Source organism: Rhodococcus sp. DK176 (assembly GCF_038447315.2).
GTDB lineage: Bacteria > Actinomycetota > Actinomycetes > Mycobacteriales > Mycobacteriaceae > Rhodococcus_F > Rhodococcus_F jostii_A.
The window spans coordinates 114,445-129,734 of record NZ_CP118322.2 but is presented as its reverse complement, the minus strand read 5'-3'; the positions used below and the strand labels follow the sequence as shown (position 1 = coordinate 129,734).

Below are 15,290 nucleotides of genomic sequence, written 5' to 3'. Positions count from 1 at the left end.
TCGAAGAGGAATGAACCTTGGAACCCCGGACGACCCACCACACACAAGCGATGGAAGACATTCGCCGCGGCATGATCCCGGCGCACATCTACAACGACAAAGAGATTTTCGAGCGTGAGAAGGTGACCGTCTTCAGTCGATCGTGGTTGTTCGTCGCGCACGAATCCGAGGTACCGCAGGCGGGGGACTACGTTGTCCGCCGGGTGCTCGAGGATTCGTTCATCATCTCCCGCGACTCCAAAGGGGGGATTCGGGCGATGTTCAACATGTGTCTGCACCGCGGGATGCAGGTGTGTCGCGCGGAAATGGGAAACGCGTCGAACTTTCGCTGCCCCTATCACGGTTGGTCGTACCGAAACGACGGCCGCATCATCGGACTGCCGTTCCACGAGGAGGCGTACGGGAGCGAGGAGGGCTTCAAGAAGAAGGGCCAGACACTCCTCCCTGCACCCAATCTCGACAGCTACAACGGAATGATCTTCATCAATATGGATCCGAACGCGGATTCGCTGTCGGACTATCTGGGTGACTTCAAGTTCTACCTCGACTACTACACCAAGCAGAGCGAGTCGGGGCTCGAGGTACGGGGCCCGCAGCGTTGGAGGGTCAAAGCGAACTGGAAGATCGGAGCCGAGAATTTCGCGGGCGACATGTACCACACGCCGCAGACACACACCTCGGTCGTCGAGATCGGCCTGTTCCGCGAACCCAAAGCGGAGAAGCGCAAGGACGGAGCAACCTACTGGGCAGGACCAGGTGGGGGAACGACGTACAAGTTGCCCGACGGCACCTTCGACGAGCGCATGCAGTACGTGGGATACACCGCGGAGATGACCGACCGGGCCAAGGAGGTGTGGTCGGACGAGCAGCAGCGAGTAATCGGCGCAGACGGCTTCATGATCTCGGCAGCATCGGTGTTTCCGAACCTGAGCTTCGTGCACAACTGGCCGAAGGTCGAGGACGGCGACGACGTTCTGCCGTTCATCTCCATTCGACTCTGGCAACCGATCAGTGAGAACGAGACCGAGGTGTTGTCCTTCTTCGCGGTCGACCGGAGCGCGCCGGAAGAATTCAAGAAGAAGTCGTACAAGGCATACCTGATGTGCTTCGGATCCACCGGCATGTTCGAACAGGACGATGTCGAGAACTGGGTATCGCTGACGAACACCTCCGCAGGATCGATGGCGCGGCGCCTGCTACTCAACAGTCGCATGGGTCTGCTCGAGGACGGGACACGCGTCTCCGATGAGCTCACCGCCGACGAGTTCCACGGCCCCGGGACGGCGCAGGTCGGATACAACGAGGCCAATCAGCGCAAACTTCTCGAAATGTGGGCGGACTACCTCGAAAAGCCGGCACTGGAGGTGGGGCCGACATCGGTGGGAACCGACAATCCCGACGGAATCAGGCCGCTGACTCCGACGAACGGCAGCTGCGACCACGCCGCCGGCACCCACAGCAAGGACGCGACTGTCAACGGGGCGGTGCTGGCATGACCACCTCTGTGCGCGCTACCAATACCGGTTACAGCCGCGTCGGTGAAGGCTCGACCTATTCGGAACAAGCCGTGCTGGGCGACCATGCATCGCGCGTCACGCGCACCGGAACTCCGCTGCGATTCGACGATCGACGGCACCTGGACGCGCACCAATTCTTGATCGACGAGGCATATCTGCTCGACGCACAGGAATACCAAACCTGGCTCGACAACATCACCGACGATATCCACTACCTCATGCCGGTTCGGGTAACCACGGCGCTCAACTCGGGATTCGACACCTCACCAGGAATGGCACATTTCGATGAGAACAAGTATTCGCTCAGCCGGCGGGTCGCGCGGTTCGTCACCGAGCACGCGTGGACCGAGGATCCCCCGTCACGACTGCGCCACTACATCACCAACATCCGGACCTTCCTCACCGACGCCGAGGACCACCTCGTCGTCGAAAGCGCCGAATTGCTGTTCCGCAGCAGAGGCGATGTCAATGAGTCGGCACTCGTCTCGTGTGGACGCGAGGATCTGCTCAGGCGCGTCGGTGACGAATGGAAGCTCGCACGACGCACCATCTTTGTCGACGAGTCCGTGATGCGGATGCAGAATCTCGCGGTGTTCCTATGAGCTTGCAGTGGGAAGGCGAGGAGCAGGACGCACGCGCCGCGCGCCGTGCCACAGACGAGTTCGCGCAGCTCCTGGCTGGTGCCGTCGGTGATCCGCTGACCATCGCCAACGAATTCGCCGAGGTCAACGTGCACAAGGTGGCGACCCGCAACGGCGTACGTCTGCTGGTGCACGCCCCGAAGTCCGGACAGTGGGTCTGTGTGGACCCGCTGGAACTCGAGGCGCTGACCTGGCAGAACCCGGCCACCTTCGCCGCGATGGTGGGAAACATGTTTGCTCCGTTGATCGCAGAGGGAGACAACGAATGACTGGCTGGCTCGACGGCAAGCGGGCACTCGTCGTTGGCGGGGGATCGGGGATCGGGCGAGCAGTCGTCGATGCGTTCCTCGCCGAAGGCGCGTGCGTCGCGGTACTCGAGCGTGACCCGAACAAGTGTCGAGTGCTGCGCGAACACCTACCCCAGGTACCGGTCATCGAAGGTGACGCCACACGCGCGGCGGACAACGACGCTGCCGTCGCGGCTGCGGTCGCCGAGTTCGGAGGGCTCGACACACTGGTCAACTGTGTCGGGATCTTCGACTTCTACCAGGGCATAGAGGACATCCCCACGGACACACTCGACGTGGCGTTCGACGAGATCTTCCGAACCAACGTGCTCAGCCACATGCACTCGGTCAAGGCCGCCGTACCGGAGCTCCGCAAGCACCGCGGATCGTCGATCGTGCTGGCGGAGTCGGCCTCGTCGTTCTATCCCGGACGAGGCGGAGTGCTCTACGTGTCATCCAAATTTGCCGTACGCGGGCTGGTCACCACCCTGGCCTACGAGCTCGCCCCAGATATTCGCGTCAACGGAGTCGCCCCAGGCGGCACGTTGAACACCGACCTGCGCGGGTTGGCGAGCCTGGGCCGCGACGCCGATCGACTCGACGACAATCCGAATCGTGCACGCGAGTTGGCGGCGCGGACACCGCTCAACGTGGCCCTCTCAGGTGAGGACCACGCGTGGAGCTTCGTCTTCTTCGCTTCCGACAGATCCCGAGGAATCACCGCAGGCGCGACGCATCCCGACGGCGGCTTCGGAATCGGAGCCCCCAAACCTTCGACCCGCTGATACGAGTTCGACCAGTTCGGAAAGAGAGGAAACCGCGATGGCTGTCGTCAAAGCGAATCTTGGTGCATGTCAGGGATATGCCAATTGCGTCGTCGCTGCCGACGACTACTTCGACATCGACGACGACGGTGTCGTCGAACTGTTGAGTGTGGAGGTCCCCGAATCGGAACGGGGACGCGTCGACAGTGCTGCCCGCTCCTGCCCGGTCTCCGCGCTCTGGATCGAAGACTGATGCCGGAATCGACCACGGTCATCGTCGGCGCATCGATCGGTGGTGTCCGAACTGCACAGGCACTGCGGTCGGAAGGGTATCCGGGCGCCATCGTTCTCATCGGTGCCGAAGGCGAACTGCCCTATGACAAGCCGCCATTGTCGAAGTCGATCCTGGCAGGTGACTCTACGATGGCCGAGATTACGTTGTTGACCACCGAACAGGCTCGGGAACTCGATCTCGAGCTTCGGTTGGGCCAACCAGCCATACGGCTGAGCACGGCAAACCAGGATGTCGAACTCGCAGACGGTACGAGGGTCGCATTCGACAACCTGGTGCTCGCCACCGGCGCTCGCGCCCGACCGTCACCATGGGGAACGCCGAACGGCCTACACGTGATACGAACAGCCGCGGACGCCCGCGCACTACGACGCCATCTCGGCACCACCGACCACCTCGTCATTATCGGCGGCGGCTTCATCGGCGCGGAGACCGCGGCAACCGCGGTCGAACTCGGGATACGCGTGACGCTGGTGGATCCAGAACCCGTGCCCATGGCACGCGTGATGGGTGCGGAGATCGGCGAGCTGTTCATCGACCTCCATCGGTGTCGCGGCGTCGACACCAGATTCGGGGTCGGTGTCGAGTCCGTGCACGGTGAGCACAGGTCCTTCGCGATCGGCTTGTCCGACGGGTCGACGCTCGCCGCCGACACGGTGGTCGTCGGAATCGGGGCGATACCGAACGACGACTGGCTCGAGTCCTCCGGTCTCGAGGTGAGCAATGGTGTGGTGTGTGACGTGTACTGCCGTGCAATCGGTCACGACAACATCTACGCAGTCGGCGACGTGTGCCGGTTCGACAACACCCGACGCGGCGGCTCGACCCGGCTCGAGCACTGGACGAACGCGGTGGAGCAAGCCGTCGTGGTCGCCCGGAACATCGCTCGCCCGGACGAGAAGATACGCCACGAACCGGTCGAATACGTCTGGAGTGATCAGTACGACTGGAAGATACAGACGGTCGGACTGGCGGGCTCGTCGACGCACACTGTCATCGGCGAGGTGACGAACAAGGCTCGATTCGCGGTCTGCTACCCCGACGAGAACGGCAAACTGACCGGGGTCGTCGTCGTCAACTGGCCGAAAGCGCTTGTCACCGCCCGCAAAGCGATCGCACTCGGGGTCGAATATGCCGAGTTTGCGGCACGTCTCGAGGCAATGACGGTATCAGCCCGCACCACGGTCAAGGAAACCACGTGAACGAGAAAGATATCGAGGGTGCACGGGTCGTCGTAGCCGAGGCGTGCAGGGTTGCCGCTGCCCGGGGTTTGATGGAGGGCATCCTGGGCCACATCAGCTTCAGAGTCTCCCCTGACCTTCTGCTCATCAGGTGTCGCAGTGCAGACGACACCGGCGTGGCCTATACACGCCCGTCCGACATTCGACTCGTACGGTTCGACGGAACAGCCGGCGCTCCAGGTGAACTCGACAACGGCTATCAGGTACCCAAGGAGTTGCCCGTTCACGTCGAATCGATGCGGGCCTCGCCGGACATCCGAGCTGTAGCGCACCTGCACCCCCCGTCGATTGTTGCAGCCGACCTAGCGGGTATCTCGCTGCGGCCCATCTACGGGGCCTACGACATCCCCGGTGCAGTTCTCGCGCGGGGTGGGGTGCCGGTGTACCGCCGCGCAGTGTTGATTCATAGCACCCAACTCGGCAAGGAAATGGTGACGGCGATGGGCGATCGACCCGTCGTCATCTGCCGCGGACATGGCATCACCTCCGTCGCGTCGTCGGTGCAACAGTCGGTTCTGCAGGCCGCCAGCCTGGAAGAGCTGGCGCGCATGTCCTTGGCTGTCGTGAGCGCGGGTGGCACGCTCGTCGACATCGACGACGCCGATTGGGAGGATCTTCCCGACCTGGGCGCCAACTTCAACACCGGCGCAGTCTGGCGACACGAGGTCGCACGCGCAGCGACGGTATAGGCCAATCGTGGGTACCGACGGTAATTGTCAACCTACTTGAGACACGTGCGTGTTGATTCCCTACGAGTGCGGCGTCTAAACACGGGGGCGTCGAACCACCGACCAGGATCACCTCGTCGATGTCGTTGGCGGTGACCTTGGCGTCACTCATCGCCTGCTTCACGGGGTCGAGGCAGCGTTCCACCAGATCCGCCGTCAGATCCTCGAACTTCGTCGCATGATCGTGGTGGTGAGGTGCTTGGACCGTTCGCGTCAGCGGTGACGAAGGGCAAGTTGACCTGGGCCTGTGTCACCGAGGACAACTCGACCTTGGCTTTCTCCGCGGCCTCGAAGAGGCGCTGCAACGCCCGCGCATCCTTGCGCAGATCGATATTCTCCGCACGCTGGAATTCGTCGGCGAGGTAGTCCACCAGGCGTCGGTCGAAGTCGTCGCCGCCGAGGTGGGAGTCGCCGGCCGTGGAACGGACCTCGACCACTCCCTCGCCGACGTCGAGCAGGCCCACATCGAAGGTGCCGCCGCCGAGGTCGAAGACCAGTACGGGTTGATGGGTCTGCTGACACTGCGGGCCCCACGCCCCCGAGACCGGTTATCGCGCTCGCGACACTCAGCCTCGGGGGTGACCACAGTTACTCGACCCGACCCACGGAGAAGTCAGTAAAAGGGGCGCACGGGCGGCGAAGCCGCCTACGTGGAAGTCGGTGACAACCGCTCCTGTCCCGCGGCTTCGTCGTTGTCGGACAGATCTTGCTGGTAGGTCTCCCGCATGGCGATCACGCAGACGACGGAGATGGCGCACATTGCGACCATGAACAGCGCGACGGCGCCGTAGGATCCGGTGCGATCCAGCAGGTACGTGGCGACGATTGGCGCGGGAGCGCTCGAGGCAAGGGTGCCGATCGTGTATCCGAAGGAGATTCCGGTGTAGCGGATGCGGGTGTCGAAGGCTTCGGCGAAGAAGGCTGCGAGCGGGCCGTAGGAGGTCGAGAAGGCGAGACAGAACGACACGAACCCGACCATCGCCAGCAGGAAGGATCCGCTGTTCACCAGCCAGAACCACGGAAAGGTGAACAGCAGCATTGCGACGACTCCTGCCAGGAACACCGGCTTCCTGCCGTAGGAGTCAGACAGTTTGCCGAAGAACGGCAGCGCGACGAACGTGACCGCCATGGCGACGAGGACGAGTGTCAGCATCTGGTTCCGCGTGTAGCCGACCTGCGCGACGCCGTAGCTGAGACCGAATACCGTGGTGCCGTAGAAGGTGACCCCGATGGCGAAGTAAGCACCACAGGTCAGGAGGACCTGCTTGGGGTAGTGGCGAAGGACCACCCCGATGGGCAGCTTCTCCAACTTTGCGTTCTTCTTGACGCGATCGAAGTTCGGGCTTTCGCCGACGTGCAGTCGGACGAAGAGGCCGATCGCGACGAACGCACCCCCGATCAGGAAGGGAATTCGCCAACCCCAGGATTCGAACGCTTCGGGGGAAAGTCCGGCCATAAACAGGAAGACTGTGTTGCCCAACATCAATCCCGCCGGCACCCCCATCTGCACCCAGCTGCCGTAGTAGCCGCGTTTGCCGGCGGGCGCGTGTTCGACGGCCATGAGAATCGCCCCGCCGATCTCGCCACCGAGCGCGAGGCCCTGCACGAAGCGCAGGGTCACGAGAATGATCGGCGCGGCGACGCCGATGGACTGGTAGCTCGGGAGCAGCCCGACTCCGAGGGTGGTGAAGCCCATGATGGTCAGGGTGATGACGAGCATCGACTTCCGTCCGATCCGGTCACCGAAGTGGCCGAACACCACTCCGCCGATCGGACGCGCAACGAAGGCGGCGGAGAACGTGGCGAAGGCGAGCAAAGTGCCGATCAGGGAGTCGAACTCGGGGAAGAAGATCTTGTTGAACACGAGTCCGGCCGCGGTGCCGTAGATGAAGAAGTCGTACCATTCGACTGTCGTACCGACACCGCTGGCAAATCCGACTTTCGAGGTTTGGGACATTGTGAACATGTATGGCCTCCGTTGCCACGATTGCGGAATGATTCCTGTGGCTCGAATGTATGGGTGATCCAGGACACACAACATCTCCAGGTGGAGAGGTGGGGATATGTTGCCTGGTGAACGAATTACGTTCAGAGCAAGCGAAGTTCGTGGGCACGCGCAATGGCTTCGACGCGATTGCGCGCGTTCAGTTTCTGCATGGCGCTCTGCAAATAGGTTTTTACGGTGTTCCGCGCAAGGGACAGTTCCTGAGCGATTTCGGGGTTGCTGTTACCCATTGCCGCGAAACGCAGCACCTCGTACTCGCGGCGAGTCAGGCCGGCCCGGTACAGAGCTTCGGATGTCACGACTCTTCGCGATCCGGCCAGTCTTGGGTCGACAACCCGGATTCCGCCGGACACGCGGTGAATGGCCGTGGCGAAGTCCTGCCCGCTGATGTCCTTGACGAGGCATCCGTCCGCACCCGCCTCCATCAACAGATCGATGGCGCCGTGATCGGCGAATGCGGTGAACAGCAGTATCCGCGCGTGCGGCGCGACCCGCCGTAGTCGCGGAATGAGTTCGGGTGCAGGGATATCGGGAAGTCGCAGATCGAGGAGGATGACGTCGACGGGGAGGGTGCGGGCCAGCTCGACCGCCGCGGCGCCGGTCAGTGCACCTCCTACGACTTCGAGGTTCTCGTCCTCTCGCGCGAGAAGTTCGACCCCCCCGCGCACGATCGGATGATCGTCGACGACGAGGATGCGGATCGTCTTCGACGGCTCGGTCATGCACCCGACCCGTCGATTGCGTCTACCCAGCCGCGCACGGTGGTGCCGTTTTCGTCGTCGCTGACTACGGACATGCCGCCACCGAGCCGCTCGAGCCGTCCTGCGGCCAGCCCGAGCCCCAATTGGCTTCCTCTCGCCGGGTCGTCGGCCCCGTCCACGCCCCGGCCGTCGTCGCTGATGACGACCGTCACTCTGCCCGACCGAACCGACAGGCTGACCACCACGGTGGATGCGTCGGCGTGCTTTTCGACGTTGACGAGCGCCTCCCGGACCAGTCGCTGGAGGGCCTCGACGCGGCTCGCGTCGAGATCCGGAGATTCGGTCAGCGGTACGAAACGGGCCGGGATACCGGTCCGAAGCGCGAACGACTGGCAGTCCTCCTCGATGCCGACTGGGAGTTCCCGCTCGGGGGGTCGCGCGCTGAGGTCGGTCAGCGACCTGCGAATCGACGCATTGACGGCGTGTACCTGATCAGTGATCTCCTGCAGCCGATCGTGGATCGCCTGAGCGTCGCCCAGTGCACGCAGACTCTGCAGTTCGGCACCGATCCGGAAGAGGACCGGGCTCACGGAATCGTGCAGGGATTCGGCAAGCCGATTCCGTTCGGCCTCGATCGCGAGCTCCGTCTGGGCTGCGGCCCTCTGCGCGCTGACGAGAGTGACGGCGGCAGTCGCGGCGGTCGATTGGATCTCCGCGATGACTCGATCACCGAATGACGAATATTCGCGGGTGCCGACGTACACGGCACCGAGGACACGACCTTCGTACACCATGGGCACTGCGAGCATTCCTCGCAGTGACTCCTGCGCCACGAGCGCGTCGAAGTCGTGAGTGATTCCGGCGTCGGACAGGTAGTCCCGGACCCAAACAGGTTTCTGCAGCATGATGCTCTTTCCGCCGAGTCCGACCCCCTCCGGCACCACCAGTCGGTGCAGAGCGTTGCTCTGCGTCCCCTGCCAACTGCGGTGAACCATCGCGCCGTCGACCTCGATGCGCCCGACGAGCGACATGTCGAAGGCGTCGATCTCCCGGATGCGCTGACCTGCCGTGGTCATGGCCGATGCTTCGTCGGTCAGGACGAGCAGTTCGGCACGCGAGAGCGCGAGGTCGTCGAGGATGGACGTCCTGACGTCCGAGTGTTTGAACTCGTGAGCTGCGGTATGCGTACTTTCCGACACCGGCTTTCCTCGATCTTTCTTCCCCCCGGCGTTGGACAACCCGTTCATGTCGGCTGGGTCACAGTGTCAGAGTATCGGACCGGCCGTCCAGGCTGATCAGGCACTCGAGCAGGAAGTAGTCGCCCCAGATCAACTCGTTCCGGGTAGCGAAGTCCCGGCGTTTGTCGAAGCAACCGTCCATGAGGATCCCTGCCAGTCTGCTGTCGTGCGGTCCGGTCGGGGTGAGGTGGTCGAGGAGCGCATTCACGTGGGCGACGGCCCTGTCCCGGAAGTCGGTCCGGTCGGGAACCAGTCGGGCGAGCTTGAGCAGCGCGGCAGCGGCGATGGCAGTGGCGGACGTGTCGATCGGGACGTGCGGTCCGGTGCCGGCGTCGAAGTCCCATGACACGATTCCGGCAGTCGGCGTGCGGTCCAGCCACCAGTCGGCCAGCCGGACGGCGGTCGGCAGGAAGGACGGCGACGCCCACTGCGCGGCCTGGGCGTACGCCACCATCGCCCACGCCTGCGCCCGACCCCAGGTGGTGTCGTCGTTCATGCCCTTGTGGGTGTAGCGGCGCAAGAGTGCACCGTTGGTCGTGTCGAACAGTGCCGACTGACAGACCGAACCATCCGCCCGGATGCAGAGCTCGATGTGCCGCTCCGCGTGGCGGATCGCGGCGTCGAGGAACCGCGGGTCGCTGGTCTGCGCCGACGCCCACGACAGCAGGGCGACGGTGCCCGGGACGGCGTCGATGTTCGCGGCGCCCTCGCCGACCGCTTCCGCTTCCTCCGCTTCCGCGCCGAGCGGGATCACGCCCGCTCGATCGTTGAAGCTGGCGAGCAGCCCGCGGGCACCCGCCAGCGCGATCTCGGATGCGCTCGCGCTTCCGGTGACGAGGTGGTTGACCGCCGCGCCATACCAGAAGAGGAAGCCGCGGAAGGCGGTATCGGAGCTCTCCCGGGGCAGGACCTGCTCGGTGATCTCGTCGGCGAGTCGCGACAGGCGGTCCTCACCGGACGCCACGAAGCCGAGTGCGGCCAGTCCGCCCCAGAATCCGCCCGTCCAGTTTCCATCGGCAGTGGTGGTCCATTCGCCGGATTCAGGGTCACCGTAGTGCGGGAACTTGCCGCTGCTCTGCTTGGCGGTCGAGTCGATACGCTCGAGCATCGATTCGATGGCGGCGGTGTACCGGGAGCCGGTCACGACTGACCTCCGGTCACCAGAACCGACTTGAGCGAGCGCCCGTCCCGCATGTCACCCATAGCCTCTTCCGCCTTCCCGAGCGGGTACTCGGTGACCATCGAGGCGAGGTCGAACCGTGCTGCGAGTCGGGGTAGCGATTCGACGTATTCGAGGTGGTTGTGCGGGGAGAACGCCCAGCTTCCCAGCACCTGCAGCTGCTTCTTCGTGATGTAGTGGGGGTTGATCGGCGTGGTGCCGTGGTCCGTGTACTGGCCGACGACGAGGTACTTGCCGCCGCGCCGGGCGATGTCGATTCCCTCGGACACCGCCGTCGGTACACCGGCGGCCTCGATGACGACGTCGGCACCGCGCCCGCCCGTCGTTTCCGCGAGAATTCGATCCAGGCGGGCCGCTCGATCCGTCTCAGCGAAGATGTCGATGTGGATGTCGCCGATGCCGGCCGTCCGCGCGACCTCCAGACGGTTGGCCGGTCCGCCGACGATGATCACCTTCGCCGCCCCGGCGAGCGTGGCGTACATGGCGCACGCCAGTCCGACCGGTCCGCTGCCCTGTACCACGACGACATTGCCTGCGTCAGGCTTGGCGATCCTGTTCACCGCGTGGACGGCAGTCGGTCCGGCACAGCCGAGAGCGATCACCTGCTGCGGTGTCACCGAGGACGGGATGCGGACGATCGTCGAGCCGGGCTGGAGGTAGATCTGCTCGGACCACCCACCCGACAGGTGGGGCCAGTCAGCCGAAGACTGATTGATGCCGTACACCTTGCGGGTCTCACACAGTGACGGTTCCTGCTGATCCTCGCAGTAGTAGCAGTGCCCGCACGGGATGTTGGATGCCCACGACACCGCATCTCCGACGCGAAGCTCCTCGCCACGCGCGTCCGTCGTGACACCCTCGCCGAGGGCGTGCACTCGACCGACCGCCTCGTGCCCCAGGATGACCGGCACCGGAATGGCCAGGCGACCCTGTTGCAGGTGGATGTCCGTTCCACAGATTCCCGCGTGCGTCACGTCGACGACGACCGCGCCGGCGTCGGGATCCACGCGTGGGAACGTCCTCGGCGCCATGGCCCGCCCGAACCCTTCGAGCACCATCGCTGTGGCCGTGCCGGTGGTCCGGCTCGCCGGGTCCGTCTGCGTCGCATTACTCATCGGATCACTTCCTTGCTGCGCAATGTCTGGACACGTGACTCGGATACCCCGAGCTCGCGAAGGATTTCGTCGGAATGTTCACCCACCGAGGGCACCCCTCGGCGTACCTGTGCGGGCGTACGGGACAAAGTGACGGGACTGCCGATCAGGCGGGTCGTCCGCACACCCTCGACCTCGACGTCGACGAGCGTGCCGTTGTGGCGCGTCTGGGGATGATCGAGCGCCTCCTGCAGGGTGAGCAGCGGTGCGCACAGCAGGTCGACCCCGTCGAACTGTTCCGCCGCCCCGGTGGTGCTCAGCCGCGCGATCAGTGGACGCAGGACCGCGTTGGCGGCCTCCTTGTTCTCAGCCTGGAGCTGTGGCGACGCGAAGGACGGCTGGACGGACAGATCGTCGATGCCGAGTGCTTTGCACGCCAGCTGCAGGGGGTTGTCGCGGAACAGGCCGAGCACCAGCAGCAGACCATCCGTCGTCTCGAAGATGCCGCTGTACCAATCCGTCACCCAGTTGGTCTCACGCCGGTCCATGAGCAGCGAGGCACTTTCGAGGGTCTGCAGCGACAGTGCCGTATCGAAGAGGTTGACGCTGACCTTCTGGCCACGGCCGGAACGCTCGCGTTCGAACAGTGCGGCCAAAATCCCTTGCGCCAGAGCCATACCCGATGCATAATCGACCGTCGGTACCGGATGCACGTACGCCGAGATCGACGGGTCGCCGCACGACCTCGCCATCCCGCTGAGCGCCTGCGCGAGCATGTCCTGGCCGGCCTTGTGGGCATACGGTCCGGTTTCCCCGAATCCGGTCGCGGTACCGTAGACAAGCCTGGGGTAACGCTCCTGCAGGTCGTCGTATGTCAACCCGAGCCGTTCGACCGCCGCGGTCCGGTAGCTGTGGATGAGAACATCCGTCTCCGCGAGCAGCTGATGCAGAATATCTTTCCCCTCAGCAGATTTCAGATTGAGTGCGATGCTGCGCTTGTTGCGGTTGACCGCGGCGAAGTAGGCGCCTGGGCGACCTGCCTCGAGTGAATCGCGATCCAGGCCCCTCAGCATGTCTCCATTGACACCTCGCTCGACCTTGATCACTTCGGCGCCAAGGTCGCCGAGAACCTGTGCCGCAATGGGGGCCTGCATGATCTCGCCGAGATCGAGTACTCGGATGCCGCTCAGCGCTTGCTGTTGAATGTGTTGCACGACGCCCTACTTTCCGTAAACCGATTTGGCGATGAGAAGTCGCTGAATCTGATTGGTGCCCTCATAGATCTGAGTGATCTTGGCGTCGCGCATCATCCGCTCCACCGGATAGTCACGAACATAGCCGTAGCCGCCGTGCAGTTGTAGCGCATCGGTGGCCACCGACATGGCATTGTCGCTGCACAGCAGCTTCGCCATGGCCACCTTCGCACGCGCCGCCGGATCCCCGTCCTGAATGAGATGGACCGCGTCGTAAAGCAGCGAACGAGCCGACTCGATCTTGACGGCCATATCGGCGACCATGCCCCGCAGAAGCTGGAAGCGCGAAATGGGCTGGCCGAACTGGTCGCGGTTCGTCGTGTACGAGACGGCGGCATCGAAAGCGCCTTGCGCAATTCCGAGGGCCTGCGCCGCGATGAGTGCGCGGCTGACGTTCAGTTCCGCGGAGATGTACCGGAACCCCCTATAGGGATCATTGACGACACGAACGGCGGGGAGCCGACATCCGTCGAGGACGACATCGGCCGTCGGACTGCCGCGCATTCCCATCTTCTTCTCGGGCGCACCGAAGCTGACGCCGTCATCGTCCTTGTGCACGATGAAGACACCGAGCGACTTGTCGCCGGTCTTCGCCAGGACCGCGTACCAGTCGGCCCACGGCGCATTACTGATAAATCGCTTCTGCCCATTCAGAATCCAGTCGGAACCATCCTGTACTGCGGTCGTCGCGATGGCCGACAGGTCCGAACCCACGCGCGGCTCGGTCATGCACCACGCAGCGCCGGCGGAGCCCGACGCGACACCCGGTACCACCAGTTGCTTCAACTCGTTGGAGCCCTGACTCAGCACTGTGGACGTGCCCGCCCAGTTGACCAGCATCACCAGCGCCGAGCTTGCGCAGGATGCTGCGACTTCCTCCACTGCGATGACCTGGGAGAGGAGATCGGCTCCACTCCCACCGAGGCTCTCGGGATGTGCAAGTCCGGGAAGGTCGTTGCTGCACAGGGCCGCCCACGATTCCGACGGGAATCGCTCCTTGTCATCCACGTCGGCGGCATGCGGTGCGATCTTGGTCTGCGCGAGTTTGCGGACGCTCGCGCGGAACTCGCGGTGTTCGATACTCATGAATTGCTCCTGGTTTCTGCGGGGAATGTGATGATTCGGGGGTCGGCGGTCACAGTGGTGGCCAGCTCAGACCCGTCACGGAGGGTGGGACGCCGTCCGCGGCGGCACGGCCGGCGACATCTTCGGGAAGTCCGGCGCGGCGCAGGACTTCTTCGGTCTTGATGCGGGTGTCGGTGATGCGCCGTTTCGGTCCGCCGGAGAACACTGGGACCACCGGGACCGAATCCAGTGCGAATCCCGGATCCCTGGCCACGATCTGGTCGAACGTGGACAGCTCGTGCGGTTCGAGCACCGGTGTTACGCACGCATCCACGTCGGCGAACACCGCGGTCCACTCCACCATCGTCTTCTTCTCGAACTCGGCGGTCAGCGACTTCTCGATGAGGTCCCAGGTGGACTCGTCGAAATGATTCGGTACGGCTCCGAGGTTGAGGGTGGTCCACAACCGCTCGAAAAATGCCACCTCCAGGGCGCCGACCGCGACGTATCGACCGTCGGAACAGCGATAGCACCGATAGAACGGCATCGACCCGACCAGTACGCCACGTCCACGGCCGGGCAGCGTCGGCGTCTGCCAATCGACGAAGTTCATTCCCATCATCGACAGGACGCCGTCGACCATGGCGGAATCGATATACCGGCCCTTACCTGTTCGAGTCCTGTCGTACAACGCGCCCAGAATGCCGAAAGCCGACAGCAACCCACCCCCCGCGAAGTCGGCGACCAGGTTCAAAGGCGGGACCGGCGGCTGATCCGATGGGCCGAAGACCCCGAGGGCGCCTCCGATCGCGAGGTAGTTGATGTCGTGACCGGCGCGTTGCGCCATCGGTCCGCCCTGGCCGTAGCCCGTTACGCTGCAGTAGACGAGTCCCGGATTGAGGGCCGACAGTTCCGCGTAGCCGGCGCCCAGCCTGTCCGCAACACCGGGCCGGAATCCCTCCATGAAAACGTCAGCTTCCGAGACGAGCGTTCGCAGGGCCTGGCGGCCGTCCTCGGTCTTGAGATCCAGCGATATGAATTCCTTGCCTCGGGACAGTGCCGGCACCGGAAGCCCGGAACGACCACCACCGATCGCGATCACGTCTGCACCGAGATCCGCGAGCAGCATGCTCGCGTACGGTCCGGGTGCCAGACGTGTCATGTCCAGTACCCGAACCCCCGCAAGTGGGCCCGTCGTTGCGGTCATCGTCGTCCTCCAAAGTCATTCGGTACCTCGTGTGATGTCAATCCTGGCGTCGTGACTGCACTCACACCATCTCCATG

The 15,290-nt window shown here is 63.9% G+C and carries 15 protein-coding genes and 1 pseudogene; 7 read left to right on the top strand and 9 right to left on the bottom strand.

Features of this window, described 5'->3' with window-relative positions; all coding sequences use genetic code 11:
• The first annotated feature begins 50 nt into the window (after window positions 1-50).
• The 7 genes from PSR88_RS37505 (at window position 51) to PSR88_RS37475 (ending at window position 5,431) form a co-directional block, all read left to right on the top strand.
• Window positions 51-1,496 (top strand): aromatic ring-hydroxylating dioxygenase subunit alpha, encoded by a 1,446-nt coding sequence (locus PSR88_RS37505; RefSeq protein ID WP_342338966.1) that lies wholly within the window; start codon window positions 51-53, stop codon window positions 1,494-1,496.
• A gap of 71 nt (window positions 1,497-1,567) precedes the next feature.
• Window positions 1,568-2,119 carry a 3-phenylpropionate/cinnamic acid dioxygenase subunit beta gene (locus PSR88_RS37500; protein WP_007297301.1) on the top strand — a complete coding sequence of 184 codons (552 nt, stop codon included), beginning with the start codon at window positions 1,568-1,570 and terminating at the stop codon, window positions 2,117-2,119.
• Window positions 2,116-2,427, top strand: a complete 312-nt coding sequence (locus tag PSR88_RS37495; protein ID WP_342338965.1) for a hypothetical protein — start codon at window positions 2,116-2,118, stop codon at window positions 2,425-2,427. Before PSR88_RS37500 ends, PSR88_RS37495 begins: the two co-directional genes overlap by 4 nt.
• The gene (gene hcaB, locus PSR88_RS37490; protein WP_342338964.1) at window positions 2,424-3,230 is read left to right on the top strand and encodes a 3-(cis-5,6-dihydroxycyclohexa-1,3-dien-1-yl)propanoate dehydrogenase; all 807 of its coding nucleotides are present in this window, start codon (window positions 2,424-2,426) and stop codon (window positions 3,228-3,230) included. The genes PSR88_RS37495 and hcaB overlap by 4 nt, the downstream gene beginning before the upstream one ends.
• Before the next feature lie 37 nt (window positions 3,231-3,267).
• Window positions 3,268-3,462: a ferredoxin gene (locus PSR88_RS37485; protein WP_005256000.1), complete on the top strand. Its 195-nt coding sequence runs from the start codon at window positions 3,268-3,270 to the stop codon at window positions 3,460-3,462.
• A complete protein-coding gene (locus PSR88_RS37480) occupies window positions 3,462-4,703 on the top strand; it encodes an NAD(P)/FAD-dependent oxidoreductase (protein WP_342338963.1) in 1,242 nt (413 codons plus the stop codon). The genes PSR88_RS37485 and PSR88_RS37480 overlap by 1 nt, the downstream gene beginning before the upstream one ends.
• A complete protein-coding gene (locus tag PSR88_RS37475; RefSeq protein WP_342338962.1) occupies window positions 4,700-5,431 on the top strand; it encodes a class II aldolase/adducin family protein in 732 nt (243 codons plus the stop codon). Before PSR88_RS37480 ends, PSR88_RS37475 begins: the two co-directional genes overlap by 4 nt.
• Before the next feature lie 88 nt (window positions 5,432-5,519).
• On the opposite strand, the pseudogene PSR88_RS37470 reads toward PSR88_RS37475, so the two are convergent.
• The 9 genes and pseudogenes from PSR88_RS37470 to PSR88_RS37430 form a co-directional block, all read right to left on the bottom strand.
• Window positions 5,520-5,988 (bottom strand): annotated as a pseudogene (locus PSR88_RS37470) (Hsp70 family protein); the annotation flags it as partial.
• A gap of 128 nt (window positions 5,989-6,116) precedes the next feature.
• Window positions 6,117-7,436, bottom strand: a complete 1,320-nt coding sequence (locus PSR88_RS37465; protein WP_016885007.1) for an MFS transporter — start codon at window positions 7,434-7,436, stop codon at window positions 6,117-6,119.
• A gap of 122 nt (window positions 7,437-7,558) precedes the next feature.
• Window positions 7,559-8,197, bottom strand: a complete 639-nt coding sequence (locus PSR88_RS37460; RefSeq protein ID WP_007296717.1) for a response regulator — start codon at window positions 8,195-8,197, stop codon at window positions 7,559-7,561.
• Window positions 8,194-9,375, bottom strand: coding sequence for a GAF domain-containing sensor histidine kinase (locus PSR88_RS37455; RefSeq protein ID WP_016885008.1), 1,182 nt, complete (start codon window positions 9,373-9,375; stop codon window positions 8,194-8,196). Before PSR88_RS37455 ends, PSR88_RS37460 begins: the two co-directional genes overlap by 4 nt.
• 58 nt (window positions 9,376-9,433) lie before the next feature.
• Window positions 9,434-10,558: a glycoside hydrolase family 88 protein gene (locus PSR88_RS37450; protein WP_011599094.1), complete on the bottom strand. Its 1,125-nt coding sequence runs from the start codon at window positions 10,556-10,558 to the stop codon at window positions 9,434-9,436.
• Entirely contained in the window at window positions 10,555-11,709 is a 1,155-nt protein-coding gene (locus PSR88_RS37445; protein ID WP_011599093.1) for a zinc-binding dehydrogenase, read from the bottom strand. The genes PSR88_RS37450 and PSR88_RS37445 overlap by 4 nt, the downstream gene beginning before the upstream one ends.
• Window positions 11,706-12,902, bottom strand: a complete 1,197-nt coding sequence (locus tag PSR88_RS37440; RefSeq protein WP_016885009.1) for a CaiB/BaiF CoA transferase family protein — start codon at window positions 12,900-12,902, stop codon at window positions 11,706-11,708. Before PSR88_RS37440 ends, PSR88_RS37445 begins: the two co-directional genes overlap by 4 nt.
• A 6-nt stretch (window positions 12,903-12,908) precedes the next feature.
• A complete protein-coding gene (locus PSR88_RS37435; protein WP_011599091.1) occupies window positions 12,909-14,027 on the bottom strand; it encodes an acyl-CoA dehydrogenase family protein in 1,119 nt (372 codons plus the stop codon).
• A gap of 49 nt (window positions 14,028-14,076) precedes the next feature.
• On the bottom strand, window positions 14,077-15,213 hold the full coding sequence (locus PSR88_RS37430; protein WP_011599090.1) for a CaiB/BaiF CoA transferase family protein: 1,137 nt from the start codon (window positions 15,211-15,213) through the stop codon (window positions 14,077-14,079).
• Window positions 15,214-15,290: the final 77 nt, after the last annotated feature.